Origin of the sequence: Methanofervidicoccus abyssi (assembly GCF_004310395.1) — an archaeon.
Taxonomy (GTDB): Archaea; AGJL01; Methanococci; order Methanococcales; family Methanococcaceae; genus Methanofervidicoccus; species Methanofervidicoccus abyssi.
In genome coordinates, this window is sequence record NZ_BFAX01000002.1 from 180029 (window position 1) to 205784 (window position 25756).

The following is a 25756-nucleotide window of genomic DNA, read 5'->3' on the forward strand; positions in this document are numbered from 1 at the left end:
GATCCAATGAAAGCCTGTTTAAAGTGTAAGTACTTAACAGATAAGGACAGATGTCCCATATGTAACTCAGAGGTCTCTGAGAACTGGAGAGGGTTGTTGATAGTGCTAGATCCCCTTAGATCTGAAATAGCGAAAAAGGTTAAAATAGATATTAAAGGAAAGTATGCATTGAGTGTAAAATAGGGTAGGGAAACTCATGTATATAATTACCCAGGAGTTGAGAGAGGTTCTCAAAAAACCCTTTGGAAAAATATATAAAGAATTACCTTATATAAATGGAAAGGTTATTTCCATTGGAGATATCACTACCAAGAACCTCTTATCTAAGAATATCATACCTCATCTATCCATTTTTGACTTAAAAACTAGGAGAAATATACCAGTCTCTATAGAACATAGATTTAGTAGAGTTTTCCAGGTGAAAAATCCCCCAGGGTGTATATCTGACGAAGCTCTGGGGATTATTAGACATCTCTCCAAGGTGGAGGAGGGAAATACTGCCATAAAGGTAGAAGGAGAAGAAGATCTCCTAGCACTACCTGTTATAAAGTACTTCCCCTATGGTACCTATGTACTCTATGGACAACCTAATATGGGTGTAGTAGTGCTAAGGGTAGATGAAGATTTAAAGAAGAGAGTTAATAAAATATTCTCGCTAATGATAAAGAAATAGAATAAGGTGATAAGATGGAGATCGAGATACTTTCTGAAAGGGAAAATCCTCTGTTGAATAGAAAGGAAATCAAGTTTTTAATAAGATACGAAGGCCCAACACCTACAATAAAGGATATAAAGTTGAAAATAGCAGCGATGTACAACGTAGATAAAAATTTGGTGATCGTAGATAAGATAGATCAGGAATTTGGTATAATGGAATCCAAATGCTATGTAAAGATATATTCCGATGAAAATACTATGAAAATAGTAGAGAAAAAATCTACATTGGAGAAGAATAAGATAGAAGAAGAAAAAGAAAGTGAAGGTGAAAACAATGGCTAAGCATCAAAATGTCCAGAAATATAAATATTACAAAATAGAAGATGGGAAGGTAATAAGGTTGAAGAAGACATGTCCAAGATGTGGTCCTGGGGTATTTATGGCAGAACACTTAAATAGATACTCCTGTGGAAGGTGTGGATACACAGAGTGGAAAAAACCAGAGAAGAAGAAATAAATGTTAAATTTTTTATTTTTTAATAATAATTATTAAAATAAATATAATAATTAAATAAATATAAAATAAATTAGTATTCAAGGATAATATTATGGAAGGAAGTTTGGCTATCTATAGGGGGCTTAGAGATAGTAATATAGACTTTATCACTGGCGTGCCCTGTGCCAATCTGAAGAATCTTATCTCCCTTGTAGAAAAAGATAATGATCTGACATACATACCTGCTACTAGAGAAGAAGAAGCGATTGGACTCTGTGCAGGGGCCCATCTTGCAGGTAGGAGATGTGCTGTTCTTATGCAGAACTCAGGTCTTGGAAACTCCATAAATAGTATAGGCTCTCTCTGTAAAATATATCAGATACCTATACTCTTTATAATAAGCCATAGAGGTGATCTAAAGGAGAAGATACCTGCCCAAATCCCTATGGGAAGATGGACTAAGAAACTACTGGATACTGTAGAGGTACCATACTACTGTCCAAAAACTCCAGAAGAGGCTTATAAGATCATCAAATACGGAGTAGATTACGCCCATGTTATAAGTTATCCTGTTGCAGTAATCTTTGATGCTCTATATTGGGAGTATGACAGTAAAGAATAAAATTTAATGGTGAATGGTTATGAGAATAAAGGTAGGTGTCTTGGGGGCCACTGGAAGTGTTGGACAGAGGTTTGTCCAACTACTTAAGGACCACCCCTTTTTTGAGTTGGAGGTCCTTGCAGCTTCTGAGAGAAGTGCAGGTAAAAAATACTCTGAAGCATGTTATTGGTATCTTCCAGAATCTATACCTGAAGATATTGGGGAAAAGTTAGTTGTCCCTACAGATCCAGATCATAAAGCATTTGAGGACGTGGATATTGTTTTTTCGGCCCTACCTTCAGATCTGGCAAAGGAGTTAGAGCCTGAGTTTGCCAAAAGAGGTAAGTTAGTATTTTCCAACGCCTCTGCTATGAGGATGGAGCAGGATGTCCCTTTAGTTGTGCCCGAGGTAAATCCTGAACATTTTGAGGTGTTGGAGATCCAGAGAGAAAATAGAGGATGGGATGGGGGTATAGTAACCAATCCCAACTGTTCCACAATCTGTGCTGTTATCACCTTGAAGCCTATAATGGATAAATTTGGAGTAGAGATGGTAAATATTACAACGATGCAGGCTGTTAGTGGAGCAGGATATTGGGGAGTTCCATCGATGGCCATTTTGGACAACATAATACCTTATATCAAAAATGAAGAAGAAAAAATGGAGAGTGAAAGTTTAAAGATACTTGGGGATTTGAAGAATGGTAAATTCCACTATGCCAGCTTCAAGATAGGAGTGTCCTGTAATAGGGTTCCTGTAATAGATGGCCATTTGGAGAGCATATTTGTTAAAACTGTAGAAGATGCAGAACCTGAAGAGATAGTAAAGGTTATGGATAACTTTGACCCTTTAAAGGACTACAACCTTCCAACCTATGCAAAACCTATAGTCATTAGAAAAGAGATAGATAGGCCCCAGCCAAGGTTGGACAGGGATAACGGTAGAGGTATGTCTATTACAGTAGGGAGAATTAGAAGGGATAATATATTTACAGTAAAATATACAGCCTTAGAGCATAATACTATAAGAGGAGCTGCGGGAGCAAGTATATTGAACGCTGAGCTTTACATAAAGAAGTACCTTTAACTATTTTTTAAAAATATAAACAGATGGTATCTCTTCTCTATTCCTGAAATTGGAAATCCTACTGTTGATACCCATAGTTGTTATAAATAGATATACCAGAATTTTCGAAGTTTCATTTGGGACAGGGGATTTTTTATTTTTATGGAAATTTAAAGGGATAATTTCTTTTCTTCTGTAAATAACCCCAGATTGGGATAATAACGCCTGTAAGAAGAATTACTGTTAAGGTTAGTTTTAAATGGAATAGAAACTAAGTTTTTAATTCATCTTCTATAAATCCAAATATATTAATTATAGATATTTTTTTATAAAAAATCTAATAAAAAACGACGATATAATATATAAAAGGTGAAAAGGATGGATATAGACGTCAAAGAGATACTTAAAAGGGAGCCACTTTACAGTGGTAAGGTAAAATCTATATATGAAATCGATGAGGATAGTGTACTTATTGAGTTTAGAGACGATATAACTGCAGGAGATGGAAAGAAGAGAGATGTAAAGAAGGGAAAAGGACACCTTAACGCTCTCATATCCTCCAAGCTGTTTGAGGTGCTGAATAAAGAGGACATACCTACCCACTACTTGGGATATATAGATCCTGTATATATGGTTGCCAAGAAGGTGGAGATCATACCTATAGAGGTAATTGTAAGAAATATTGCGGCGGGAAGTCTATGTAAGAGGTACCCCTTCAAAGAAGGAGAGGAGTTAAAGAGGCCTATTGTACAGTTTGACTACAAGAGTGATGAATATGGAGACCCTATGTTAAACGAGGATATTGCTATTGCCTTAGGTTTAGCTACAGAGGAGGAGCTGAAAAAGTTGAGAGAGCTGGCTCTAAGGGTAAATGATACACTTAAGAGATTCTTCGATGAAAAGGGGATAATCCTTGTAGACTTTAAGATAGAAATAGGAAGGACAAAAGATGGACACCTCGTTGTTGCCGATGAGATAAGTCCAGATACTATGAGATTGTGGGACAAGGAGACCAAGGATGTTTTAGATAAGGATGTATTCAGAAAGGATTTGGGAGATGTTGTAAGTAAATACGAGATTGTAGCAAAGAGAATAGGGTGTATATAAAAAGTTATAAGAGAGGTTGTTAGGATGTACAGGGCGGTAGTAACTGTCAAGTTAAAAAAAGGTGTGTTGAATCCAGAAGGTAGGACTATACTAAGAGCTTTGAACTTCTTAGGATACAAGGAGGTAAAAGATGTAAATACCTTTAAGTGTATAGAACTCTTTATTGAAGATGAGGATAGGGATAAGGTGATGAAAAGGGTTGAAGAGATGTGTAAGAAATTACTCACAAACCCAGTGATTCACGATTACGAGATTGAATTGGAGAAATTAGATTAACTCTTTTATTTTATATTTACTTCTATACTTTTAAGGAGAAAATATCAGTGATTCCACCTTTTGGTTTTTAAGGTTTCTCAGGAAATAGGACGAGATCGATTTTTTACATGTTCAACAGCCAGGGATTTTTCTATTGATTTTTTGTTTAGATTATTTTTTTCTAATTTTGGACTTTATTCTCAACAACTTATGCCTACTTTAATTCCTATATTTGAATTTATGAGGATTATAATTAAAATAATTTTAAATAGATTGTTATAATTATAAGTTTTATATAAAATTTAAAAGGCGAGATGCTGTTGGCATCAAGGAGGGATGTTATATGGATTTTGGCACTACTAAGTATATTATATACGCTGAACTTGTTGCTGATGGGTACGTAGAAAAAAATGATATAATAGGTGCCATATTTGGACAGACTGAAGGGTTACTAGGTGGTGATTTAGATCTGAGAGATCTCCAGAAGAGTGGGAGAATTGGACGGATAGATGTGGAAGTTATCAACAACAACGACGGAAAATCCTATGCAAAAATTATCTTACCATCTAGTTTGGACAGGGTTGAGACAGCTATTATTGCTGCGACATTGGAGACGATAGATAAGGTAGGTCCTTGTTCGGCCAAATTAGAGGTGAAAGATATAAAAGATATCCGTCTTGAGAAACGTCAATATATTACAAATAGGGCGAAGGAACTTTTAGAAATCCTTATGGATAGTATGGTAGATATTCACGACATATCTGAAGAGATCAGAGAATATATTAGAACCAGGGAGATAGTGGAATACGGTGAAGAGAAGTTGCCTGCAGGTCCTAATATAGACAGTTCAGATAGCATCATAATAGTGGAAGGGAGGGCAGATGTTTTAAATCTACTGAGATGTGGGATCAAGAACGTGATAGCAGTTGGAGGTGTTTCTATACCTAAAACTATAGTAGAATTATCTAAGAAGAAGATTACTACCATATTTATCGATGGAGATAGAGGAGGGGAACTTATACTGAGAGAATCTCTCCAGAGGTGTGATATAGATTATATCGCAAGGGCTCCTAAAGGCAAAGAAGTGGAGGAACTCTCTAAAAAAGAAGTATTGAAATATTTAAAGTTAAAAGTACCGGTAGAGCAATATTTACAACAACTGAATAGGAACAATAACAACATGTACAAGGATGTGACAGATGTCACGAAAGAAGAGGGAGGTACTAATACCATCTTGAGGGAGGTAAAAGATACCTTAAATGAAGCTTCTGATAAAGAAAGTACTGATACTTTTAACAAAGAAGTATTAACTTATGAGATACTGAACAGTGGAGATCATGAATTACAGTTAAGGTATATCGTATCTTCCATTGACGAAATCAAAGGTACCAACAAGGTAAAGTTGATATCTTCAAATTTCGAGAAGGTGTTATCCATGGAAGAGTTGTCAGAGGATCTACTCAATAATGTTCGTTTCTTTATTTCAGATACTCCAATAACTCAGAAAGTTATAGATAGATTTTTCAACAGTGTCAATTCTAACTTAGTTATAATTGGAAGGGAGATACATATAACTAAAAAACCATCTAATTTAAAGATCTTGAGATACGAGGATCTATCTTCTTCCTCTTCCTGAAGGAAAGAGATCAGATAGAGATCATTCTACCGTCCTACGAGGGCATAGGTACAGGGTTATTTATTTTCTTTTTTAAACAGGTTTCTACTTTTATATGCCATTCTTTTTTAGATAGTTTGACAATCTTAGAAATCTTTCTATATTTTGATTTTGTATATGATTTTTCTTAAGTTTTTATAATAATATTATTTAAATATTAATTATTAGATCCCTGATAAGTTATTCAGTCCATATAATAATTTTTATACTTTGGGAGGAACTATAATTAAAATTAATTCAAGATAGTTATAAACGGTTAAAAAGATAAGATAAGAGATAAAAAACCTTCCTTCTTTTTAGGTGATTGTATGCATAAAGACGAACTTATCCAACTACACCAACTTTTAGTGTATATGAGAAAGATATTGAAGAGAAAATACGGTGATTTAATTGATAGATATTTTACATCCTACGACAACCTCAAAATATATCCCCATCACATACATAGGACGAAGTCTGAACATACTTATGCCATATTTCTATTGGCAAGTGGTATAGCCAAGGTGTTATCAGACTATGGTAACGTCCCAAGGAGTGTATCTAGCAGGCTAAAGAGCACAGGAGAGAGAATAGAAAAAGAACTTATTAGGCAGAGAAGGATAGAAAATAAAATTAAAAAAATATAATAGGGATTAGTATGGAGAAAAAGATTACATTAATCGGAAGTAAATTGGCAAAGACTGGAAATGAATTCATCTATTGTGGAATGTTAAAGGAGTGTGAGAATTGTAAGTTTAAAAAAATCTGTCATGAGGGCATGGTTGTGGGGAGGAGGTATAGGATCCGTAGTGTCAGATCTACAGACCATCCATGTAAGATTCACGAATGTGGGGTTAAGGTTGTAGAGATCGAAGTATCCCGGGAAATACCTATGTTGATAGAATCGAGGAAAGCATTAGAAGGTTTAACTCTATCTGACAGTATAAAATGCAACAACATAACCTGTGAAAACTACCTTTTATGTAATCCAGAAGGACTACCCGAGAAGTTCAAAATAGTAAAGGTATTTAAAAATAAGATAACCTGTCCCAGAGGATACTCCCTGAGGAAAGTAATCGTATCTCCAGTAGATTGAAAGATTTTTATAAAAAGAGTAAAAATATATAACTGCTCAGCTGTCCCCGATGTCATCACAGATCAGTGAAGTCGGCACTCATCATTGCAGTGGGATATCATATTATATAATGGTAGTAGTTATGTTATATTGTTGTTATTATAAAATATTTTTTATCAATTATACGGTGATACTGTGGCGGTAAGGATAGCAGAAATAACTTGTGGTCCTGAGTACAGTGGAGTTCAGGTTGAAATTGAAAAGGCTGCAAAGGAGGTTGGAGGGGAGATAGTATTTCCCGAAGTAGATCTAGATTACATAGATAAAGTTAATGAAGAGTTAGGTTTTGAAGTAGCTTCTCCAAATTTAAAACTTATGTTTGCCAGAGCTATGTCTATAATAGAAGGAAACACAGATGTAGATGCTGTATTTATAGCTACATGCTTCAGATGTGCAGAAGGTGCCCTGGTGAGAAACGAGGTTAGAAGGCTTATCCAGGAGCACACAGACCTACCTGTTGTTATGTACTCTTTTACAGAGAGAACAAAGGCATCGGAGTTGTTGACAAGGATGGAGGCTTTAGTAACTATTGTAGAGAGGAAGACACTGTTAGTTAGAAAGAGACAGGAAGGTATAAGCCTAGGTATAGACAGTGGATCTACAACTACAAAGGCTGTTGTGATGGTAGATAACGAGGTTGTTGGGAAGGGATGGATTTATACAAAGGATGTTATAGAGTCTGCAAAGGAGGCTGTGAATGAGGCTCTGAAAGAGGCTGGGCTAAAGATGGAAGACATTGAAACCATCGGAACTACAGGATATGGAAGACATACAGTAGGAGACTACTTCAAGGCAGATCTTATACAGGAAGAATTAACAGTAAATTCCAAAGGTGCTGCCTTCTTAGCAGATAAACAGGAAGGGGAAGCAACAGTTATCGATATTGGAGGTATGGATAACAAGGCTATCTCCCTTAATAATGCCATACCAGACAGTTTCACCATGGGAGGTATCTGTGCAGGTGCCAGTGGAAGGTTCTTCGAGATAACTGCAAGGAGGTTAGGTGTGTCTATCCAGGAGTTAGGTGATCTCGCTGCAGAGGGAGACTGGAGAAAGGTAAGAATGAACAGTTACTGTATAGTATTTGGTATCCAGGATCTCGTTACAGCCTTAGCAGAAGGTACTGATCCAAAAGATGTGGCAGCTGCAGCAGCTCATTCAGTTGCAGAGCAGATATACGAGCAACAACTACAGGAGGTAGATGTAAGAGATCCTGTTATACTTGTAGGAGGTAGTAGTCTCTTAAAGGGTATGGTATTGGCATTAGAGGAAATACTTGGTAGGAAGATAATAGTGCCACCTTACTCCCAACATATAGGTGCAGTAGGTGCGGCACTTCTATCTTCTGGATATAAGTACTTCAAAGAGCAAGGATAAAAATTATAGTTTGGTTTTAGTCTTTTATTTTTTTCTTTTCAAAATGTAACCGTATATTTTATTTCCTTATTTTTTAATGTAAAATTGCACCAACATAAACATAAAAGAAATTAGCACTTCTTGGGATATCGTGTTTATACATTTTTGCTTCTGGGTTTTGGATTTGCTTCCGGATTTTTTCGAAATTCGCACCGTTCATCTTGTTTTATTATAAAAATAATAAAAAAATAATAAAAATTAAAATAATATGATAACAAAATAATTATAATTCTTTTTCACATGTATTAACTCAGACAGTTTTTTCTTTTTTAAGACTTAGTATATTTCTCAGTGAGTACTTCTCTTATCTTCTTTGCAGTTGTTTTGCCTACACCTTCCACCTTCATAAGTTCCTCTTCAGATGCATTAACTATATTCTGTATGGTACCAAAATTTAGAAGTAGGTTCTCTGCAGTTACAGGTCCAACATCTGGAAAACTCTCAACTATGAATCTCTGTCTCTCCCTTAGAGACATAGGTTTCTTTCCAGTTCTAATCTCCACAGGTCTCTTATTTTTAAGTTGTTCTCTCTCTGCTAACTTTAACAGGACGTCTGCAGTCTCCTCGATATTCTTAGTGAATATAATAGGGATATGATAATCTAAAACTATAGACAGTATAGCACCCTTTATTGCACTCTCTTCAAGTCTCTCGAACCTATCTCCTTCAATGATTAAAATAGGTTTCTCGTAATTTTTCAACTCCTTCAACTGCTTAAAGAGCCTCTTATCTATTATGGAGTTTTCGAAATCTTCAGATGTCTTCCTCTCTACAATTACCCTATCACTGAGTATATAGTCCCCAAAATCTAAATTTTTAAACTCTAACTCTGCCCTCTCAAATAGAAGTTTTCCTATATTTTTCTCCCTGTGATCTATTACTATTTTAGGTTTTTTCTTTATATCTTCCTTTTTATCCTCCTCTAACTTAGAAGAAGCCTCTATATATATATCAAGGGGACCTTTGTACTCCTCTATCTTTTTCTCCTTCAACTTTTTATTCAACGTCTTCACCATCTCCCTTAATATCCTTTTCATATTTCTCTCCTTCTGTATTGCAGACCAGTAATACACCTCATCCCTTGTATTCTCAGTTATAAGAATAATACACTCTCCCCCCTCACCCCTGGAAGCCCTCCCTTTCCTCTGGATAAATCTTATCTCAGAAGGCACCGGCTCGTAGAATATCACATAGTTAACACTTGTTATATCTATACCTTCCTCAGATACACTTGTAGATACCAAGACGTTTATACTCTCATCTCTCTTAAATCTCTCCAAGGTTCTTATCTGTTCTTTCTGGGACATTCCTCTGCCTCCCCTGTTAGACTGACCCATGAAGGGCAGCGCTCCGATATTGTTCTCCTTAAGGAGATTCATAATCTTCTCTACAGTGTCCCTGTACTGGACAAATACTATAATTTTCTCCTTCTCATTTTTACTTAGGATGTTCTTTATTATCTCCAGAAGTTTATCCAACTTTGGATGATCTATATCCAAGGTTCTCAACTTATATACAGCCTTCATCACCCTACTGTCTCTCACGATTTCCTTGGCAGATCTGGTATTTTGACTACCTAGTCTTTCGAAGTAATTTAGGAATACGTCCCTTCCCTGACACTCCAATATCTCTACTGCATAGTCTAACTTTATAGCTTCAGATACTACTCTTATCAACTCGTACTTAGAGTTATCCTCAATCTCCATAACCCTTTTTTGCAGTGATAGAAGTTCAGATCTATTTACTTCTGTAGAAGGTATTATCTTACAGTCTCTAAGTATCTTCAACCTCTCCTTTAGAGCTTCTCTAATTAACTCTATACACTCCAAATACTCCTTAGGCAGTTTTACCTTTACGGTCTTTATTTTCACAGTTTTAACATACTTTTTCACATCAGGATCTTCTGGAGTTTTTATCTCCACATGTTCGATCCCAAGATTCTCACATACCTCAAGTATCTTATCTATATCAGATCCTGGAGATGCAGTTAATCCAAGGACTCTCACCTTACCTTTAAATGCAGAAGCTACAAATGTATAGGAGTGATTACCGGTTGTATGGTGTGCTTCATCTACTATAAGGAGGACAAATTCGTCAATTGGCACTCTTCCTGCTACGATGTCGTTTTCAACGACCTGAGGAGTTGCGATGAATATTTTCCCTGTTTTCCAGAGTTTCTCCCTCTTTTCAGGAGATATCTTTCCAGTTAAGACTACTATTTTCTTCTCAGAGATGTTCAAAAAACTCTTTAGACTGTTGTAGTGTTGCTCCACCAGGGGACGAGAAGGGGCTATAATTAGAACCTTCCCATCTCTCTTATATAACACCCCTGCAATTGTTAATGTGGCAATAACTGTTTTTCCTAGACCTGTACCTAACACACATAAGGTATTCTTCTCCAGAGCCTTTGCCACGATCAGTTCTTGATATGTCCTAGATTCTACCGTGTTAGGTTTTATAAGAGGGTGATTTACGTACATAGAATTCACCTTAAAACCGTAATAGTGATCATAAATAAAGAAATAACAATCTATATTATTTATAATAAAACCTTTAAACAAAAATTTGTACTAAACAACAAACTGTTCGATAAAAAATAATAATTAAAAAATTTAAAAACTAATTTCTCATAAAGAGATAGTTTAAAAATAATAATAAAAAACGGCAAAAAAGGCTTATAAAAAATAAAAATTTAAATCCTGTCTGTTTTTTAGTATCCGATTTAACCTGATTTATATTATTTTTTTAAGATTTTTGTTATTTTTGATAATAATTATTATATTGTCACTTCTAATTACTATCTTGGTGGAAACTAAGGTATTTAAAATTTTACTTATTTTAATTTTATTAAAGATTATCAGAGATCCGTCTATCGCCCTAATATATTTCTTTACCTACCTAACTGCATATGGGCTCTCGCCAAGTGTCCAGAAGCAAGGGCTCCAAGGAGAGATAACTCCCCAGCCAAAACTGCCCCTCCAACGATCTCTGCAAATTTAAGGGCCTTACCGCTACCACTACATCCCAGCATCTCTAAGCACTCTTTCTGTGTCTCCACTCTTGTACCTCCTCCTACAGTTCCTAAAGGCACATCTGGTAGTGTTACTGAGAAGTACAATCCATTCTCCTCAGCTTCTGCAACAGTTATACCTATACTACCTTCCACAATGTGAGCTTCATCCTGTCCAGTTGCCAGGAATATAGCTCCTATTATATTGGCGTAGTGGGCGTTGAATCCCATAGAGTTAGAGGCTGCTGAACCTATAAGGTTTTTATATAAATTAACCTGCTCTATGGCCTTTGATGTGGTTTTTAGATACCTCCTCACCACATCCTCCTTTAAAAACACCTCTGCAACAATAGTTTTACCCCTTCCCTCCACCATATTTACTCCACTAGGTTTCTTGTCTGTACAAAAATTACCACTTAGTGCAACTGTATGTACATTGATACCACAATTCTCTTCCTTGGTAACTTCCTCTTCTATAAATTCACAGGCCTTCTCTGTAGCAATCGTTACCATATTCATACCCATGGCATCTCCAGTAGTGTAGGTAAACCTTGGATAGACATACCTTCCAACTATCATGATGGGATGGATAGATATCAACTTACCATGTTTCGTTGTACTCTCTGCAACCTCCTTTATCCTATGGAAGTTCTCCAGTATCCAGTTCTTCAACTTTATAGCCTCAACCACAGAAGAAGTTTTGAATACTGGAGCTCTTGTCATCTTGTTATCTATCACCCTAACTGTACACCCTCCACATCTGTTTATAACACTACAACCCCTGTTAACTGAAGCTACAAGAGCACCTTCTGTTGTAGATAGAGGTATGTAAAACTCCCCTTTGGCATACTTTCCATTTATCTTCAAAGGCCCTGCAAAACCTAAAGGTATCTGGATAGCACCTATCATATTTTCGATGTTTTTCTTTATAGCCTCCTTCTCATCTATGGAGTATCTTCCAACATGTTTTAACTTCACTCCAGTTACTTCTTCTATATACTTCCTTCTGACTTCCACAGCGTCCCTTGGATCCATCATCTCTTCAAGTTGATAGGGTTTAATCTCCCCCTTCTTTAACTTCTCGATAATTTCAACCATGTTTTTATCGTCCATAGTATCCCCAGTTTCTATTTCTAAACGTACATCTTCGTGGCATATTCTTTAACCATCCTTTCAGCATCGAAAAACTCTACAATATGGTTCACACAGTTACAGGCCTTTTTCCACCACTCCTTTGTATCGTACATATCTGCAGCGATTTCCAACTGTTCATACATACATTTAGCTTCGAACTCATCACTTACATTTATACCATCTCCTATGGTAAAACTGTCCTCTGGGTACATCTCTACCCACTCCACATGCCAACCATCTAAGGTACTCATATGAATAGAAGCGTTCATAGATGCTGTCATTCCAGAGGTTCCAGAAGCCTCGTTTGGACGTTTTGGGGTATTAAGCCATATATCAGAACCTAGTTTTAACAACTTACTTAACTTCAATTCGTATCCTGTAAGTATAGCTGCACCTTTCAAATTCCTCGTTTTTGATACTATCCAGTTGAAAGTTATCTGGGCGTTAGTATCGTTTGGATGAGGTTTACCTGCCCAGATTATCTGTATCTTCCTGTTCTCTAAAAGTTCTCTCAATCTGTTTTCATCATAGAGGGGGAGATAAGGTCTCTTGTAATCTACAAATCTCCGTGCCCATACTACAGTCATGATCTCGGGATCGAAAATCTTCCCAGTCTGGTCCGCAACTTCCTCAAAGAGCTGTTTTTTAAGTTCCATTTTCCTCTCTCTCAGTTTTTCATAGTCGTATTCCTTTGCAGCATCCCTTATAATAGGGTCTTGCCAGTAGTGTCTATCCTGAGCATTTGTTATATATATTATTGGACACTTATCCTTTACCCAGTCCCACATTTTCTCTGTAGTTTTCTTATGCAGTTTTGAGACAGCATTTGCCCTCTTTGACATTCGCAGTGCTGCAACAGTTAAATTAAAGGGATTTCCTCCAAGTTTTTCAGCAGTTGTTATATCTACAGTATCGAAGAATCCCATATTTTTAAGTAGATGGATATCCTGGACCTCGTTACCTGCAGGTACTGGAGTGTGGGTAGTAAATACGAGATGTTCTCTAACGTAGTCAAGACCGTACTCCGCCAGTAGTTTAAAACCTAAAGGTAGGGCATGAGCTTCATTTATATGGAACAACTTAACATTTTCACACTCTTTTATTACCTTGTATCCCCCAATTCCTAAAACTATCTCCTGGGCTATATGAGTGAGGTTGTTTCCATCGTAAAGATGATATGATATAGTCCTAGAGAGATAGTCGTTCTCTGGAATATCTGTTGTTAAAAAGTATATTGGGCAGGTGTTGAATACATCTTCCTCAAGTTTGTAAGCCTTTACCCAGACTGTAGTGTTGTTTATAGTTACAGGTACCTTTAATTTAATATCCTCTAAGAACTCGTAGTATTTCCTAACATATTCTACCTTCATCCTACCTTCCCTATCCCTTACCTGATCGTAATATCCGTAACTCCAAAGTATAGAGACTCCAACTATTGGATAATTTAACCTCTTAGCAGCTTTAAAAAAGGATCCTGCTAAAAAGCCTAATCCTCCAGCGTATGTTTTTAGAGCCTGGTCTATGGCAAACTCCATAGAAAAATAGGCAGTAGGTTTCATACATCCCCCTTTCAAATTTTTGTAGTCATCTGTCTATCAATCTGCAGGTAATGATATTTATAGGATTCTTAGAAAGCATCATATGGCCGTTATTTATCTTTTTACCATAACTTACAACAACGTTTACAACTTCCACGTTGTATCTATCTATATTTTCAAAGTAATTTAATATCTTTGCAGTGTTTTCAAGAACTATAGTATTTATTACAATACTTTCCGTATTCTTATGAGTAAGTATATCCAAGATTTTATATATATTCTTTGTACCTCCTACAAAGGCCTTATTGAACTTCAGGGATTGTATAACTTCCTCTCCCTTTCCCTTTATCAATTTACAGTTTTTAATATTAAAGAGCTCCAGGTTTTTCCTAGTAGTCACTATTGCATTTTCAGAATAATCTATGGCATAGACAAACTTACATCTTCTCGCTATCTCCACAGTCATGCCTCCACTACCACATCCAATATCCACCACAACATCAGTGGGCTTCAATTGTAATTTACCTATACTTATAGCCCTTATTTCCTCCTTAGTTATTGGAACTCCTTCTATTCTAAAAAAATCCTCGTCTCTAAGCATCTTTACACCTATATATATAAATGCAAAAATTATAAATAATGAGTTATCTATAGTTGTTCTACCAATTTGCTTTGAAATAATTATTTTGATATAATATAATAATTATTACTAATTAATATTAATAATAGTTCAGAAATAATTAGGTGACTCTTATGGCAGATAAATTAACTGATATACCTGGAGTTGGTCCCTCAATTGCAGAGAAACTTATTGAAGCTGGATATACTGATTTCATGAAAATAGCAACTGCTACAATTGGCGAACTTGCTGAAATCGATGGTATAAGCGAAAAGGCGGCAGCTAAAATAATAGCTCATGCAAGAGAGTTGTGTGATTTAGGATTTAAAAGTGGTACCGATCTCTTAAAACAGAGGAAGACTGTATGGAAACTATCTACAGGTAGTAAAGAGTTAGATAGGATACTTAACGGTGGGTTGGAGAGCCAGTCTACCATAGAGTTTGCAGGTATGTTTGGAAGTGGTAAAACCCAAATTATGCACCAAGCCTGTGTAAATCTCCAGTGTGACGATATGATAATAGCTGATAAGGAAGTGTTAAGTGAGAATGAGTTTGAGAATAGAAAAGCAGTGTATATAGATACCGAGGGTACCTTTAGACCTGAGAGGATCATACAGATGGCTGAGGCCTTAGGAATAGACGGTCAGAAGGTCCTTGACAATATCTTTGTTGCTAGGGCCTATAACTCAGATATGCAGATGCTCTACGCAGAAAAAGTAGAGGAACTTATCAGATCAGGTAACAATATAAAATTGATCATCGTAGACTCTCTAACAAGTACCTTCAGAAACGAGTATACAGGTATGGGAAAACTTGCAGAAAGACAGCAGAAACTTGGAAGACATATGGCTACCCTGAATAAGTTGGCAGATCTCTACAACTGTGTAGTGCTTGTAACTAACCAGGTTGCATCAAGGTTAGATACCTTCTTTGGACCTGCAGAGCAACCCATAGGTGGACATATCGTGGGTCATGCTGCAACTTTCAGGTTCTTCCTTAGAAAAGGCAAGGGAGACAAGAGAATCGCTAAGTTATACGATTCTCCACATCTCCCAGATTCTGAAGCTATATTCAGGATAACTGAGAAGGGGGTCCATGATTAAGAAAAGAGATACATCCTAACTACGTCCTGTTAGGTGTAACGAGGACTGTTTAAGCCCTCTCTTATGGTTTTTATTATTCCAAGCATGAACCACAGGATGTCTAAAGGATTAAAACTTTGAGTAGAGGACATAAAAGAAGATTGAATAGAAAATATGAAACTTACAAATGATAAAATAAAATACATCTGTCTAATCACTGTTTTAGTAGGTATAGTATTTTTAAACTTCTACGACTTTAAACCTGAGAAGAAGAAGATCGGGAGTATAGAAGAAGGGGACTACGTCCAGGTGACAGGATTTATCCAGAGTATGGAGGTAACAAGGGATAGATACGGAAAGATCCAAGATATCAAATATATAAAAATCATAGATGATACTGGAGGAGATCTTAGAATATATCCCTCCAAGGAGGTAAAGGAAGATCTCATAGAGTATATATATAGCTATACACCTAGTATAAAAGAGAATGATCTCATACAGGTTGTAGGAAGGGTTGAAATATTCAAAGGCATTTACCTTATACGCCTTAAGGATATAAAAAATTTTAAACTGATAGAGAAGAGAAACTTTGAAAGGGATATATTCTTATCTCCAACACCTACAGGGATATATGCATCTAAGTATGGAAAGGTTTATCACACCTCTAATAGGTGCCCCTATGGGAAAAAGATAAAAGAAAATAACAAGATATACTTCTACACTGAAGAAGATGCCCGTGATTTAGGTTATAGAAAATGTAAGTGGTGTGCATCTGAGGAAAACTAATGTTTATAGAGTTCTCCAACTCTCTTGTCTGAATTTATAACTTTCTCTCTCAGTTTTTTTCTGTACTCTTCTAACTTCTTAGATAACTCCTCATCAGAGAGAGCTAAGATCTCAAGGGCTAAAAGCACTGCATTATCACCTCTGTCTATTCCTACAGTTGCAGTTGGTATGCCAGGTGGCATCTGGACACAACTCAGGAGAGCATCCATTCCATCTAACTTACTCTCTACTGGAACTGCTATTACAGGTTTCGTTGTTAAGGAGGCTACAACACCTGGAAGATGTGCTGCAAGTCCTGCAATTGCTATAAACACCTTGGCTTTACTGTTCTTTACAATCTCTTCCACTAGATCTGGAGTCCTATGAGCAGAAGCAACTCTCACCTCAAACTCCACTCCCATATCCTTTAAAATAGATATCCCCTTTTCAGCGATTTTTAAATCACTTTCACTACCCATTATTATACATATCATGATTTCACTCCTGATTATATTAATTAATATTATTAATAGCTTTATAGTTATTATTTATATCTTTTTGGTGTACTTTTCCCATAGAAGTGAATTCTCTACCTAAAGATAGGGTTTAAGGAGAGTTTACCTTATGCTTTTTCCACACTAACCACACTGTCAATGCTACTCTAAGGTTTGTCAGAACTGCTAATAGAACAAAAAGAGCTTTTATTTCTCCTATTAAGCAGAATAACATAGTTAAAAATGCCCTTTCATCCCTTTTTCCAATGAGATATCTCATTGTAGGAATCTCTTCATATATACTCTTCCCATATACTGCCCTATAGCACTCTGTTGAGTAACTAACCATCACAGAGCCGAAGATGGCTATTGTTACTATTGCCCACCAGATAGGTTCTTTAATTGTGACGTAAGCTAAGAGGAGCAAAAATGTAAAATCCACGTATCTATCAAGGATTGAATCCACATAACCTCCAAATCTACTTGTCTTCATACTGGCACGTGCAATCTCCCCATCAACACCGTCAAGTATAGAACTTATCTGATACATAATCCCTGCTAAAGGAACGCTGATAAAATTTAGTAGTGCCGAGAAGATACCAAGTAGGAAGGTTATTACAGTTATCTGATTTGGAGTTATATAGTCAACTAGGAGAGAGCTTACCCTTGTGGAAATCTTCCTATTGAGATATCTTGAAATAAAACCGTCTCCAACCCCCTTTACAGAGGTTTTTACTATAAGATCCTTTGCTTTTTTAATATCTTCTGGTACATCAACATCTGTCCAGAAGAGTCCATCTACAAAGGTTACTCTAAGTTTCGCTCTCTTTACAATCTCACTTAACTCCAGAACATCCCTATCCGAGAGGATCCCTTCAATGATACGGAATATATCTGGTGTGAGTATAAAGAATCCAGTATCTACCCCATGGAATTCTTTAAGATGCTTCCCAATATCTTCCACCTGGTTGTTTCTAATTTTAACCTTTGTCGCTTCTTCTATATTAACATACCTTGGATTTCTATCTACTATAAGACCTTCTCCTTTTACAGCCTCCTGGAGGAAAGCCTTTCCATATATGTGATCACTCATTAGAAGAAGGAATTTTTCATTAACTATACTTTTCGCTAAATAGAGAGAATACCCGTTTCCTCTTTCAGGATATTCATTTATCACTATTCTGGCCTTGAAGTTATTCTCTTCAACAAATTTCCTAAATTTATCCTCGTATTTTCTATTTGTAATAATTATAAACTCTTTAACTCCTAATTCCTGAAGTATCTTCATACTTCTATAGATTATCTCTCTACCAGCAACTTTTAGAAGACCTTTAGGTGTCTCTTCAGTTATTGTACCTAACCTAGTTCCAAAACCTGCAGCAAGGATCACAGCTTTCTCAGGAGTCATTGAAATCACCTAAAATCATCTCTTTCACGTGCCTAGGGATGTCACAAGATTATTATAAGATTAAGATTTTTCTACTCTTTTTATATGTTTTTTCAAGTATTTAAAAATCTGAAGATCTTTCTATTTTTATTCTTATAATTTTTAACATTAGAAAAAATTGTTTAAAAATAGAGAGATAATAATAAGAAAATAATAAGAAAAAATTCTATCGGGATTATAAAGGGTATTCAACAGTTGTAGTAGATATATCCAAGATAGGAAGTTTTTATTCTTTAAAACACCTTCTTCATAAATCTCTCTTCGTAATTATTTTTTATATAAAGATTTTTAATGGAAATTATTTAAAAATAAGTAAAAATAAGCACTATGTAGTTGAAGCCTCTTCATCGTTGTAGATATCTTCCTCCCTTATCTCCTCCTCATAACCTTTTGAACCTTCTAGGGTTTGTATTCTAAACATATAGCTCTTATACCAGTTGTAAGTTGGCCTAACCTTTATAGGGACTAACTTCCAGGCTCTTGTTTCCTCTTCATATCCCCAATTTACGTATTCGTTGAAGTTTCTAATTATATCAGTTATGACAACCTCAAACTCGTTTAAAAGGAGTTTTTGAATATCCCTCCACTTGTTTAAAGAGCTTTCCCTCCTTGTTATTCCAAAGTAACCGGCACAACCTGGGCCTTTTAAGGTGGCAATACCTCTACCAACGAAGGCCCTAATTGCATCTACAGTTTCTGGAGGATCTGTTATAAAGGTATCAAACTTTCTAAGAGCATAATCTGGCAGAGGTTTTCTAAGATCGAAGGCAAATATATCTATATTGTTATAACCAATTTCTTCTGCAGTTTTTTCTATGAATTTGGTCAGTCTATCGTCGATGTCTAAGACAGCTATTCTCTTTGGCAATCCTGAGAGCATAAGGGCTATACTCGTTAGATCATCGTCTCCAAGGACAAAAACCTCCCTATTTTCTAAGTCACCCCTCGTATGCATGAGAATAATCCTTGCCACAGTAGTCTCAGGAGTTACATAGGCCTGATCAAACTCATGTTTAGGCTCTGGCCTATTTTTAACAATCTCTTTAAATTTCTCAAGGAGATCTTTGAAAACCTCAATATCTACAGTTTTCCCTTTACAGTAGGGACATGTGTAATCTTCCCTTCTACCTATCCCATATCTATCGGCGAACCTCTTTCCTTCTTCTGTTAGAAACACTCCATTTCTGAACTCGATATATCCAAGGGCGTTAAGCACTTCCAGGATTGTGACAACTAAGGGCAAGGGCTCTTCACTTAGATCTACAATCCTCCATATATCACTACTACTCTGAACTGCACTTATAACGTTCTCCACAGTTCTCTCGTAGACTGGAATATTTGTTTTCTCCCTAACCTTTATTACAATTTCTTTCACCTTAGCACCTCCAGAGATTTTAAAGATAAAGAAATCTTCCGTACTTAGATAAATTTAAATTTAACGTATTTGTTATTCCAATGTTCTTTTATGTCTATTTAAATTATAATTATTATATGTATTATTTTAATAGTCGAAAGTGTTATAAAAATCTCCACATATATATTAATTCTATAAAAATTACGAGGATTATATCATGACTATGTATATAGTCTCTATAGGGGTAGATATTTCATCTACAGATGTGGATGTGGATCTTACTATAACAGAGAAAATATCAAGAGAATTACCCCTAATCCTACCTAAAGGTGTAAAATCTGCCATATCCAATATAACTGGAGATGACATAGTAATTACTTCTTTTACACCTGAAGAATTAATAGAAGGTGTAAATAGATCTGTAGTAAATCTACTTAGAAAACATGCTAAGGGTTTTAAGGATCTAAATGGTATATCTGATAATCCTGAAGGGGCGAAAGAAGGTATATCCTACGCAGTAGCTAAAGCAGGTTCACCTTACGGCGATTCCATAGTAGTATCATTTGATACCTACGGAGGGGAAAATATAGTAAATGAGATGGCACTCTTTGTGGAAGATATAGGAATAAAGTACGGATATGACGTTGGTATCAGTGTAAGTGAAAATCCGAAAAAGATACCTGGCGTAGGCTATACTGGAAAGGAGACGGACGATCCTGTAGTGGTAATAACCTTTGAAGATCTACAGGATCTCCCTAAGTTGGCAGGTTTAATATTCGGAGGATTGTTAAGTTTTGAAAACCTTTACTTAGTTAGGAGTGGATCGCCTGTGGAGATATTACCTCCAGGGGTAATATGCACCATGAGTGCCTTTTTAAATGGAAATGTTATAGATCTCTACCCGGGTATTGTTAAAAGAGTCAAAAGGATCCTGTAGTTGGTGAAGGGAATGATTGAAATCATATCCTATCAAGAAGTTAAGGGAAAGAATAAGGAGTTAGCAAAGAAAGAGTTTGATAACCTACTGGAGAAGATAAAAAAGGAATACAGATGTGAAGTTCTCTCTGTTGATGAAGATTGGGAGGAGAGAGAAGGTTTCTACACATTTATTGCAGAGTTGAAGGTGCAATTTGATACATTCCTAGATTATATAAAGTTCTCTGTAAATTATGCAGCAGATGTGGATGTAGTGGAACCTCCAAAGTTGGTTTTAGATCCTAAAGAGTTTGGAGAAGCGTTAGCTTATATTATAGATTTTTTTAAGAGGTTTTACAAGAAATACAACGTTGCATTTAACGTACAGACTCAGGATAAGATAGAGATAGATATAGAGGAGTACAAAAAGGGAATATACGACGAGGAAGATATAGACGACTTTGAGGAGCAGGGACTTATAAGAGTAAAGGCTGTTTTTGAGGGTTTTGGAGTATCTGAAGAAGAGGTTGTTAAGAGGATGTTGTTCTCCCTTAATAAAGATAACATCGTTATAAATAAGATTATTACCAAGGAGTTGGAGAAGGAGGGACCCTATAAAGATGTGGGATTCTATGGGGTAATAGGTGTGGAGATGCTCTGTAGGCCTGTAGATATTGTGGAAATTTCCTATAAATTTGTACCTGTTGTTATATCTATAGAGAGTAAGAGAATAGAGATCAGTTGTTTAGAGCTTCAAGACATAGGTAACGAGTTAGGTGGTGCCATCTTTGAGCTCTCCCATGTTGTGATGATGGAAAGACCTGTCCAATCTAAATAAAATCCAATATAAATAAATATATAAAATTTATAAAAAGGTTGATAATAATTAACTTTTTTAATTTTTTTATATTTTTATTTAAAGAGGTGAGAGAGTGGTTCATCCAAGTATAAAATATATGAGGGAAGATAGACTACCTCATATCTTCTGTCCAGGTTGTGGAATTGGGATTGTAATAAACTGTTTTACAAACGCTTTAGATAAGTTGAACATTAAACCTGAGGACTACATAGCACTCTCTGGGATAGGATGCTCCTCTAGGATAGCTGGGTATCTATACTGTGATTCCCTCCATACAACACATGGAAGACCTATCGCCTATGCAACTGGTGTGAAGTTGGCACTTCCAGATAAGAAGGTTGTAGTATTTACAGGGGATGGGGATCTGGCGGCTATAGGTGGAAATCACTTTATACACGGCTGTAGAAGGAACATAGATCTAACTGTCATCTGTATAAATAACCATATATATGGTATGACCGGGGGACAGGTTTCCCCAACAACCCCCTCTGGAAAGAGAGCAACTACAGCACCTTATGGATATATAGAAAACAGTATGGATCTCTGTAAATTAGCTATAGCAGCAGGTGCAACCTACGTGGCTAGATGGACTACAGCCCATCCTATACAACTATCCAACAGTATAAAAAAGGGTTTGACTAAGAAAGGTTTCTCCTTCATCGAGGTTATAGCCCAGTGTCCTACCTATTATGGTAGGTTCAATATCTCAAGGAGTGCCGTAGAGATATTGAAGTACATTAAGGAACACTCTATACATATAAGAAAGGCTGAAAATTTACCTGAAGAAGAGTTAAAGGATAAGATAATAGTTGGGGAGTTCTTAGATATTGAGAAACCAGAATTTACAGAAAGTATGATTAATCTTATCAAAGAGCATAGAAATTAAAGGTGAAAGAATGAGAAAAGAGGTTAGGATATCTGGTTTTGGAGGCCAGGGGGTCGTATTGGCAGGTGTGATACTGGGGAGAAGTGCAGCACTCTACGACGGTAAGAATGCAGTGCAGACACAATCTTATGGGCCTGAAGCGAGAGGGGGTGCCAGTAAGTCAGAGGTAGTAATATCCGAAGAGGAGATCGACTATCCTAAGGTTATAAAACCAGATGTATTGGTGTGTATGTCCCAACAGGCCTTTGATAAATACGGGAGAGATATAAAGGATGAGGGAACAGTTATTGTAGATAGGGATTTAGTTACAGTGCCTGAGAACTTCTACAATGGAAATGTGAAATTATACAAGATCCCATTTACAGATATAGCCTATAAGGATATAGGTTTAAAAATAGTGGCAAATATGGTAATGCTTGGAGCTCTAGTTAGGATAACAGGAGTAGTTTCAAAGGAAGCTATGAGAAAGGCGATATTGGACAGTGTGCCAAAGGGTACCGAGAAGAAGAACTTAATAGCATTTGAGAAGGGGTATGATTATATTAATGAATATTAATAAATAATGAATAAAGACTTATATAATTTATATATTTATATAATATTATATTATAATTAAAATTATAAAATATTTATATAAGGTGTTATAAATGAAACTAAGTTCTGGATATATAATAGTAGGGGCCTATGCAGATAAGATAAGACGTACCCTTTTTGCCCAGTTAAAAGATTCTATAAAGAATAAGGAAATAGATCCAAAGATGGTTGCTAAGGCTTCTGGAGAGTTGAATAAGTTACTATACGAAATACTTGTAAATAAACTTAAACTTGATAAGGGAGATGTAGTTAGGGTGATGATTGAGTACGAGTTGGCTGATAGTAATGTTGTTTGGAAGTGGGATACTCTAAAGATAGAGGCATTTAAGAGAATGGCAATGGAGGAAATTAAGTCAGTGGTAGAAGATGCCATTAGTAGAATAGAGGAACTTGAGGAGATTGAAGAGATGAAATTTGAGATTGAAAAGGCCGGAAAAACTGACTTAGGAGATACAGTCTATTTTATAAAAGTAGGTGATGACTTCGCTGGAACTCTGATATTAACACCTCTGAATGGAGAGGGGTTAGTTAGAGGAGCTCTAATAAAACCTAATCCAGTTGTTATTGAGAAGATGAAGATAGAGACAGGTAAAGATCTTAAACAGGTGTTAGTTGAGGTTGTGGAACAGAAAGGAAGAGAGATTGACGAAGGGACTGCTGAAAAGATTGTAAATGAGATCAAGGGGATGATAACTATTAAGGAGTAAATATTTTTAATTTTTCTCAGTTTGGTTTCAACTATAATAGGAATATGTCTCTTATTTGGAGAAGTCGTTAAAAAGAAGAATAGATAGAAATCCTTCTATCTGCTTATAAATCTTGAGAAAGAGAATTGCCTTAAATACAAACTGTTGGATATCGCTTATACTATCTCAGAATTTTCGTTTTTATCTAGGTGTTCAGGGAGATTCTTGGATATTCAATGATTTATTCATTTTTTTATTTTTATTATTCTTTTATTCACATTTTTGATGATAACTGAGGTTTCAATAAAAATAATTATTATTATAAAATTTTATTTTGGGATATACTCCACTCTCCTTATAATTCCCTCTCTTTTTTACTCCAACAATGAATACCTCCTAATTACAAACTCTCTATCCAAGGATGAGAGAAAACTTCCTAACTTAGGTCCGTAATTCTTACCTAGGAGTATCCTGTAGGATGCCAAAAAGGCCTCCCTCGGATTTAATCCTATTTCCTTTGCAGTACTGTATATAAGCTCATGGATAAGGAGTCCCTGGAACTCAATATCTTTCAGTTTATCTCTAAATACATTTATCCATTCTTTCTGTTTTTCACTTAATTTATTGTATTCCTTTATAGCTTCTTCAAGAGGAATTATGTTCAGTACTTCTCCATATTTTAATGCCCAATTTCTAGCCATGTAGAGTCTATTTTTTAATCTCTCAAAGTCGTAGTCATCTATGTTATCCACAGGATAATTATTTCTCTTTAGAATATCCAGCACCTTCTCCATATCTATCTCTTCTCTATCTTCCCTGTAGGCTATCTGGGATATAACTGCACAGAATCTGTAGGGCACCTGGAGTGGTAGTTTCTCTGGTATCCTTGGAGTAGATAGCTGATATATTCTTATCTTGTCCTTTTCATCTTCTTTTAATTCCTCACCATTTTCCAATCTTTTTATTAACTCAAAGTAGTTCCTCTCTAACTGGTCGTAATCTTCTGTAAGGTTAGGTATAGATTTTAGATCGAAGTCTATATGCTTTGAAGGCTTGCTCCTAAGTATGAGATATCTTAAAACCTCTGGATGGCATATATTTAGCCAGTCCTTAACTGCAAATACTACTCCAGAAGATGATGACATAGGCACTGCCTTTTCTCCCACCTTTAACTGTATCCACTCGTAGATTACCTTCTCGGGAGGCTGATAGTTGTATACCTCCCTGGTTATCTTTATCCCCGTATCGTAAGATCCTCCGGAGGTTCCATGATCCTTGCCCATAGGCTCTACTGTAACCTCGAATATACTCCACCTTGCAGGCCAGTCTACCCTCCAAGGTAGTTTCACCCTACCTTTAAATGGTTCCACTGTATTTCTGTGTCCGCAGGAGCAGAGGTATTCAACAGTTTTCTCCTCCTGGTCGTAATCTATTACCTTAGTAGTGCTTAATTTACCACAGTTTTCACATATAACAGTTAGAGGATACCAGTCCTCAGGGAGGGGATCACTCCTGTACTTGTTAAGTATCTCCCTTATCTTGTTCCTGTTCTCTAACGCCAGTATAATGGCTTCGTCGTAGATTCCTTCCTTGTAGCACCTATCTGCATAGTAGATTGTCATCTCTATACCTAAATCATCTAAACTCTCTAAGAACGGTCTTAAAAAGTGTTGGGCATAACTTTCACAACAACCTTCGGGACAGGGTATCTCACTTAGGGGCATACCTACGTATCTCTCGTAACTCTCAGGTAGGAAAGGATATACCTTTCTAAGGGGATCATAGGTGTCTCCTATGAATATAAGTTCTCCCTTTACTCCCTGGTTTAGAAGCCCTCTGTAAATGGCATCTGCAGTGATTACCTCTCTTGCATTCCCTATGTGTATATGTCCTGAAGGGGTTATACCACAGGCTACAACGTACTTCTCAAGATTTTCCCTCTTCTTAATTACCCTCTTTGCAGTAGTATCTGCCCAGTGCAAAGAC

Annotated in this window: 27 protein-coding genes; 19 read left to right on the forward strand and 8 right to left on the reverse strand. The window is 36.2% G+C overall.

Annotation, left to right across the window (positions count from 1 at the left end; all coding sequences use genetic code 11):
* Positions 1-6 precede the first annotated feature (6 nt).
* From spt4 to MHHB_RS02370, 12 genes are all read left to right on the forward strand, one after another.
* Complete coding sequence (gene spt4, locus MHHB_RS02315; protein ID WP_131007008.1) at positions 7-183, forward strand: transcription elongation factor subunit Spt4; 177 nt, start codon at positions 7-9, stop codon at positions 181-183.
* 13 nt (positions 184-196) lie between these two features.
* On the forward strand, positions 197-673 hold the full coding sequence (locus MHHB_RS02320; RefSeq protein ID WP_131007009.1) for a GTP-dependent dephospho-CoA kinase family protein: 477 nt from the start codon (positions 197-199) through the stop codon (positions 671-673).
* Between the two features lie 14 nt (positions 674-687).
* Positions 688-999: a 30S ribosomal protein S24e gene (locus MHHB_RS02325; protein WP_131007010.1), complete on the forward strand. Its 312-nt coding sequence runs from the start codon at positions 688-690 to the stop codon at positions 997-999.
* On the forward strand, positions 992-1174 hold the full coding sequence (locus MHHB_RS02330; protein ID WP_131007011.1) for a 30S ribosomal protein S27ae: 183 nt from the start codon (positions 992-994) through the stop codon (positions 1172-1174). The genes MHHB_RS02325 and MHHB_RS02330 overlap by 8 nt, the downstream gene beginning before the upstream one ends.
* Positions 1175-1265: 91 nt before the next feature.
* Positions 1266-1775 (forward strand): sulfopyruvate decarboxylase subunit alpha, encoded by a 510-nt coding sequence (gene comD, locus MHHB_RS02335; protein ID WP_131007012.1) that lies wholly within the window; start codon positions 1266-1268, stop codon positions 1773-1775.
* 19 nt (positions 1776-1794) lie between these two features.
* Entirely contained in the window at positions 1795-2841 is a 1047-nt protein-coding gene (gene asd / locus MHHB_RS02340; RefSeq protein ID WP_131007013.1) for an aspartate-semialdehyde dehydrogenase, read from the forward strand.
* Between the two features lie 357 nt (positions 2842-3198).
* Positions 3199-3927 (forward strand): phosphoribosylaminoimidazolesuccinocarboxamide synthase, encoded by a 729-nt coding sequence (gene purC, locus MHHB_RS02345; protein ID WP_131007014.1) that lies wholly within the window; start codon positions 3199-3201, stop codon positions 3925-3927.
* Between the two features lie 24 nt (positions 3928-3951).
* A complete protein-coding gene (gene purS / locus MHHB_RS02350; RefSeq protein WP_131007015.1) occupies positions 3952-4203 on the forward strand; it encodes a phosphoribosylformylglycinamidine synthase subunit PurS in 252 nt (83 codons plus the stop codon).
* A gap of 322 nt (positions 4204-4525) precedes the next feature.
* A complete protein-coding gene (gene dnaG / locus MHHB_RS02355) occupies positions 4526-5818 on the forward strand; it encodes a DNA primase DnaG (RefSeq protein ID WP_131007016.1) in 1293 nt (430 codons plus the stop codon).
* 347 nt (positions 5819-6165) lie between these two features.
* Positions 6166-6483 (forward strand): UPF0058 family protein, encoded by a 318-nt coding sequence (locus MHHB_RS02360; protein WP_131007017.1) that lies wholly within the window; start codon positions 6166-6168, stop codon positions 6481-6483.
* An 11-nt stretch (positions 6484-6494) separates the two neighbouring features.
* Positions 6495-6932, forward strand: a complete 438-nt coding sequence (locus MHHB_RS02365; protein WP_192893801.1) for a UPF0179 family protein — start codon at positions 6495-6497, stop codon at positions 6930-6932.
* 174 nt (positions 6933-7106) lie between these two features.
* The gene (locus MHHB_RS02370) at positions 7107-8348 is read left to right on the forward strand and encodes a methanogenesis marker 15 protein (protein WP_131007019.1); all 1242 of its coding nucleotides are present in this window, start codon (positions 7107-7109) and stop codon (positions 8346-8348) included.
* 308 nt (positions 8349-8656) lie between these two features.
* Here MHHB_RS02370 and MHHB_RS02375 read toward each other — a convergent pair whose 3' ends face one another.
* The 4 genes from MHHB_RS02375 to cbiT form a co-directional block, all read right to left on the reverse strand.
* Positions 8657-10867: a DEAD/DEAH box helicase gene (locus tag MHHB_RS02375; RefSeq protein WP_131007020.1), complete on the reverse strand. Its 2211-nt coding sequence runs from the start codon at positions 10865-10867 to the stop codon at positions 8657-8659.
* A 410-nt stretch (positions 10868-11277) separates the two neighbouring features.
* A complete protein-coding gene (gene hmgA / locus MHHB_RS02380) occupies positions 11278-12510 on the reverse strand; it encodes a hydroxymethylglutaryl-CoA reductase (NADPH) (protein WP_131007021.1) in 1233 nt (410 codons plus the stop codon).
* A 20-nt stretch (positions 12511-12530) separates the two neighbouring features.
* Positions 12531-14090: an alpha-glucan family phosphorylase gene (gene glgP, locus MHHB_RS02385; RefSeq protein WP_131007022.1), complete on the reverse strand. Its 1560-nt coding sequence runs from the start codon at positions 14088-14090 to the stop codon at positions 12531-12533.
* Positions 14091-14115: 25 nt separating this feature from the next.
* Entirely contained in the window at positions 14116-14670 is a 555-nt protein-coding gene (cbiT, locus tag MHHB_RS02390; RefSeq protein ID WP_131007023.1) for a precorrin-6Y C5,15-methyltransferase (decarboxylating) subunit CbiT, read from the reverse strand.
* A 152-nt stretch (positions 14671-14822) separates the two neighbouring features.
* Between cbiT and radA the strand changes: the two genes are divergently transcribed.
* On the forward strand, positions 14823-15791 hold the full coding sequence (gene radA, locus MHHB_RS02395) for a DNA repair and recombination protein RadA (RefSeq protein WP_131007024.1): 969 nt from the start codon (positions 14823-14825) through the stop codon (positions 15789-15791).
* 153 nt (positions 15792-15944) lie between these two features.
* On the forward strand, positions 15945-16556 hold the full coding sequence (locus MHHB_RS02400) for a hypothetical protein (protein ID WP_131007025.1): 612 nt from the start codon (positions 15945-15947) through the stop codon (positions 16554-16556).
* On the opposite strand, the gene purE is transcribed toward MHHB_RS02400, so the two are convergent.
* From purE to MHHB_RS02415, 3 genes are all read right to left on the reverse strand, one after another.
* Positions 16553-17029 (reverse strand): 5-(carboxyamino)imidazole ribonucleotide mutase, encoded by a 477-nt coding sequence (purE, locus tag MHHB_RS02405; protein ID WP_131007026.1) that lies wholly within the window; start codon positions 17027-17029, stop codon positions 16553-16555. The genes MHHB_RS02400 and purE overlap by 4 nt on opposite strands.
* A gap of 112 nt (positions 17030-17141) precedes the next feature.
* A complete protein-coding gene (locus MHHB_RS02410; RefSeq protein WP_131007027.1) occupies positions 17142-18437 on the reverse strand; it encodes a bifunctional L-myo-inositol-1-phosphate cytidylyltransferase/CDP-L-myo-inositol myo-inositolphosphotransferase in 1296 nt (431 codons plus the stop codon).
* Positions 18438-18801: 364 nt separating this feature from the next.
* The gene (locus MHHB_RS02415; protein WP_131007028.1) at positions 18802-19851 is read right to left on the reverse strand and encodes a bis-aminopropyl spermidine synthase family protein; all 1050 of its coding nucleotides are present in this window, start codon (positions 19849-19851) and stop codon (positions 18802-18804) included.
* A 196-nt stretch (positions 19852-20047) separates the two neighbouring features.
* On the opposite strand from MHHB_RS02415, the gene MHHB_RS02420 reads away from it, so the two are divergent.
* From MHHB_RS02420 to MHHB_RS02440, 5 genes are all read left to right on the forward strand, one after another.
* Positions 20048-20767, forward strand: coding sequence for a hypothetical protein (locus tag MHHB_RS02420; RefSeq protein ID WP_131007029.1), 720 nt, complete (start codon positions 20048-20050; stop codon positions 20765-20767).
* A 12-nt stretch (positions 20768-20779) separates the two neighbouring features.
* Positions 20780-21583 carry a hypothetical protein gene (locus tag MHHB_RS02425; protein WP_131007030.1) on the forward strand — a complete coding sequence of 268 codons (804 nt, stop codon included), beginning with the start codon at positions 20780-20782 and terminating at the stop codon, positions 21581-21583.
* Positions 21584-21701: 118 nt separating this feature from the next.
* A complete protein-coding gene (locus MHHB_RS02430) occupies positions 21702-22490 on the forward strand; it encodes a 2-oxoacid:ferredoxin oxidoreductase subunit beta (RefSeq protein ID WP_131007069.1) in 789 nt (262 codons plus the stop codon).
* A 10-nt stretch (positions 22491-22500) separates the two neighbouring features.
* Entirely contained in the window at positions 22501-23046 is a 546-nt protein-coding gene (locus MHHB_RS02435) for a 2-oxoacid:ferredoxin oxidoreductase subunit gamma (RefSeq protein ID WP_131007031.1), read from the forward strand.
* 91 nt (positions 23047-23137) lie between these two features.
* Positions 23138-23791 (forward strand): DUF2258 domain-containing protein, encoded by a 654-nt coding sequence (locus tag MHHB_RS02440; protein ID WP_131007032.1) that lies wholly within the window; start codon positions 23138-23140, stop codon positions 23789-23791.
* Between the two features lie 353 nt (positions 23792-24144).
* Here the strand turns inward: MHHB_RS02440 and lysS are convergent, their stop codons facing one another.
* Complete coding sequence (lysS, locus tag MHHB_RS02445; RefSeq protein WP_131007033.1) at positions 24145-25752, reverse strand: lysine--tRNA ligase; 1608 nt, start codon at positions 25750-25752, stop codon at positions 24145-24147.
* Between the last annotated feature and the right edge of the window lie 4 nt (positions 25753-25756).

Bases quoted from the DNA above. Each gene is read 5' to 3' on its own strand.
- spt4 (WP_131007008.1), top strand. From the start codon at position 7: ATGAAAGCCTGTTTAAAGTGTAAGTACTTAACAGATAAGGACAGATGT.
- MHHB_RS02320 (WP_131007009.1), top strand. From the start codon at position 197: ATGTATATAATTACCCAGGAGTTGAGAGAGGTTCTCAAAAAACCCTTT.
- MHHB_RS02325 (WP_131007010.1), top strand. From the start codon at position 688: ATGGAGATCGAGATACTTTCTGAAAGGGAAAATCCTCTGTTGAATAGA.
- MHHB_RS02330 (WP_131007011.1), top strand. From the start codon at position 992: ATGGCTAAGCATCAAAATGTCCAGAAATATAAATATTACAAAATAGAA.
- comD (WP_131007012.1), top strand. From the start codon at position 1,266: ATGGAAGGAAGTTTGGCTATCTATAGGGGGCTTAGAGATAGTAATATA.
- asd (WP_131007013.1), top strand. From the start codon at position 1,795: ATGAGAATAAAGGTAGGTGTCTTGGGGGCCACTGGAAGTGTTGGACAG.
- purC (WP_131007014.1), top strand. From the start codon at position 3,199: ATGGATATAGACGTCAAAGAGATACTTAAAAGGGAGCCACTTTACAGT.
- purS (WP_131007015.1), top strand. From the start codon at position 3,952: ATGTACAGGGCGGTAGTAACTGTCAAGTTAAAAAAAGGTGTGTTGAAT.
- dnaG (WP_131007016.1), top strand. From the start codon at position 4,526: ATGGATTTTGGCACTACTAAGTATATTATATACGCTGAACTTGTTGCT.
- MHHB_RS02360 (WP_131007017.1), top strand. From the start codon at position 6,166: ATGCATAAAGACGAACTTATCCAACTACACCAACTTTTAGTGTATATG.
- MHHB_RS02365 (WP_192893801.1), top strand. From the start codon at position 6,495: ATGGAGAAAAAGATTACATTAATCGGAAGTAAATTGGCAAAGACTGGA.
- MHHB_RS02375 (WP_131007020.1), bottom strand. From the start codon at position 10,867: ATGTACGTAAATCACCCTCTTATAAAACCTAACACGGTAGAATCTAGG.
- hmgA (WP_131007021.1), bottom strand. From the start codon at position 12,510: ATGGACGATAAAAACATGGTTGAAATTATCGAGAAGTTAAAGAAGGGG.
- glgP (WP_131007022.1), bottom strand. From the start codon at position 14,090: ATGAAACCTACTGCCTATTTTTCTATGGAGTTTGCCATAGACCAGGCT.
- cbiT (WP_131007023.1), bottom strand. From the start codon at position 14,670: ATGCTTAGAGACGAGGATTTTTTTAGAATAGAAGGAGTTCCAATAACT.
- radA (WP_131007024.1), top strand. From the start codon at position 14,823: ATGGCAGATAAATTAACTGATATACCTGGAGTTGGTCCCTCAATTGCA.
- MHHB_RS02400 (WP_131007025.1), top strand. From the start codon at position 15,945: ATGAAACTTACAAATGATAAAATAAAATACATCTGTCTAATCACTGTT.
- purE (WP_131007026.1), bottom strand. From the start codon at position 17,029: ATGATATGTATAATAATGGGTAGTGAAAGTGATTTAAAAATCGCTGAA.
- MHHB_RS02410 (WP_131007027.1), bottom strand. From the start codon at position 18,437: ATGACTCCTGAGAAAGCTGTGATCCTTGCTGCAGGTTTTGGAACTAGG.
- MHHB_RS02420 (WP_131007029.1), top strand. From the start codon at position 20,048: ATGACTATGTATATAGTCTCTATAGGGGTAGATATTTCATCTACAGAT.
- MHHB_RS02425 (WP_131007030.1), top strand. From the start codon at position 20,780: ATGATTGAAATCATATCCTATCAAGAAGTTAAGGGAAAGAATAAGGAG.
- MHHB_RS02430 (WP_131007069.1), top strand. From the start codon at position 21,702: ATGAGGGAAGATAGACTACCTCATATCTTCTGTCCAGGTTGTGGAATT.
- MHHB_RS02435 (WP_131007031.1), top strand. From the start codon at position 22,501: ATGAGAAAAGAGGTTAGGATATCTGGTTTTGGAGGCCAGGGGGTCGTA.
- MHHB_RS02440 (WP_131007032.1), top strand. From the start codon at position 23,138: ATGAAACTAAGTTCTGGATATATAATAGTAGGGGCCTATGCAGATAAG.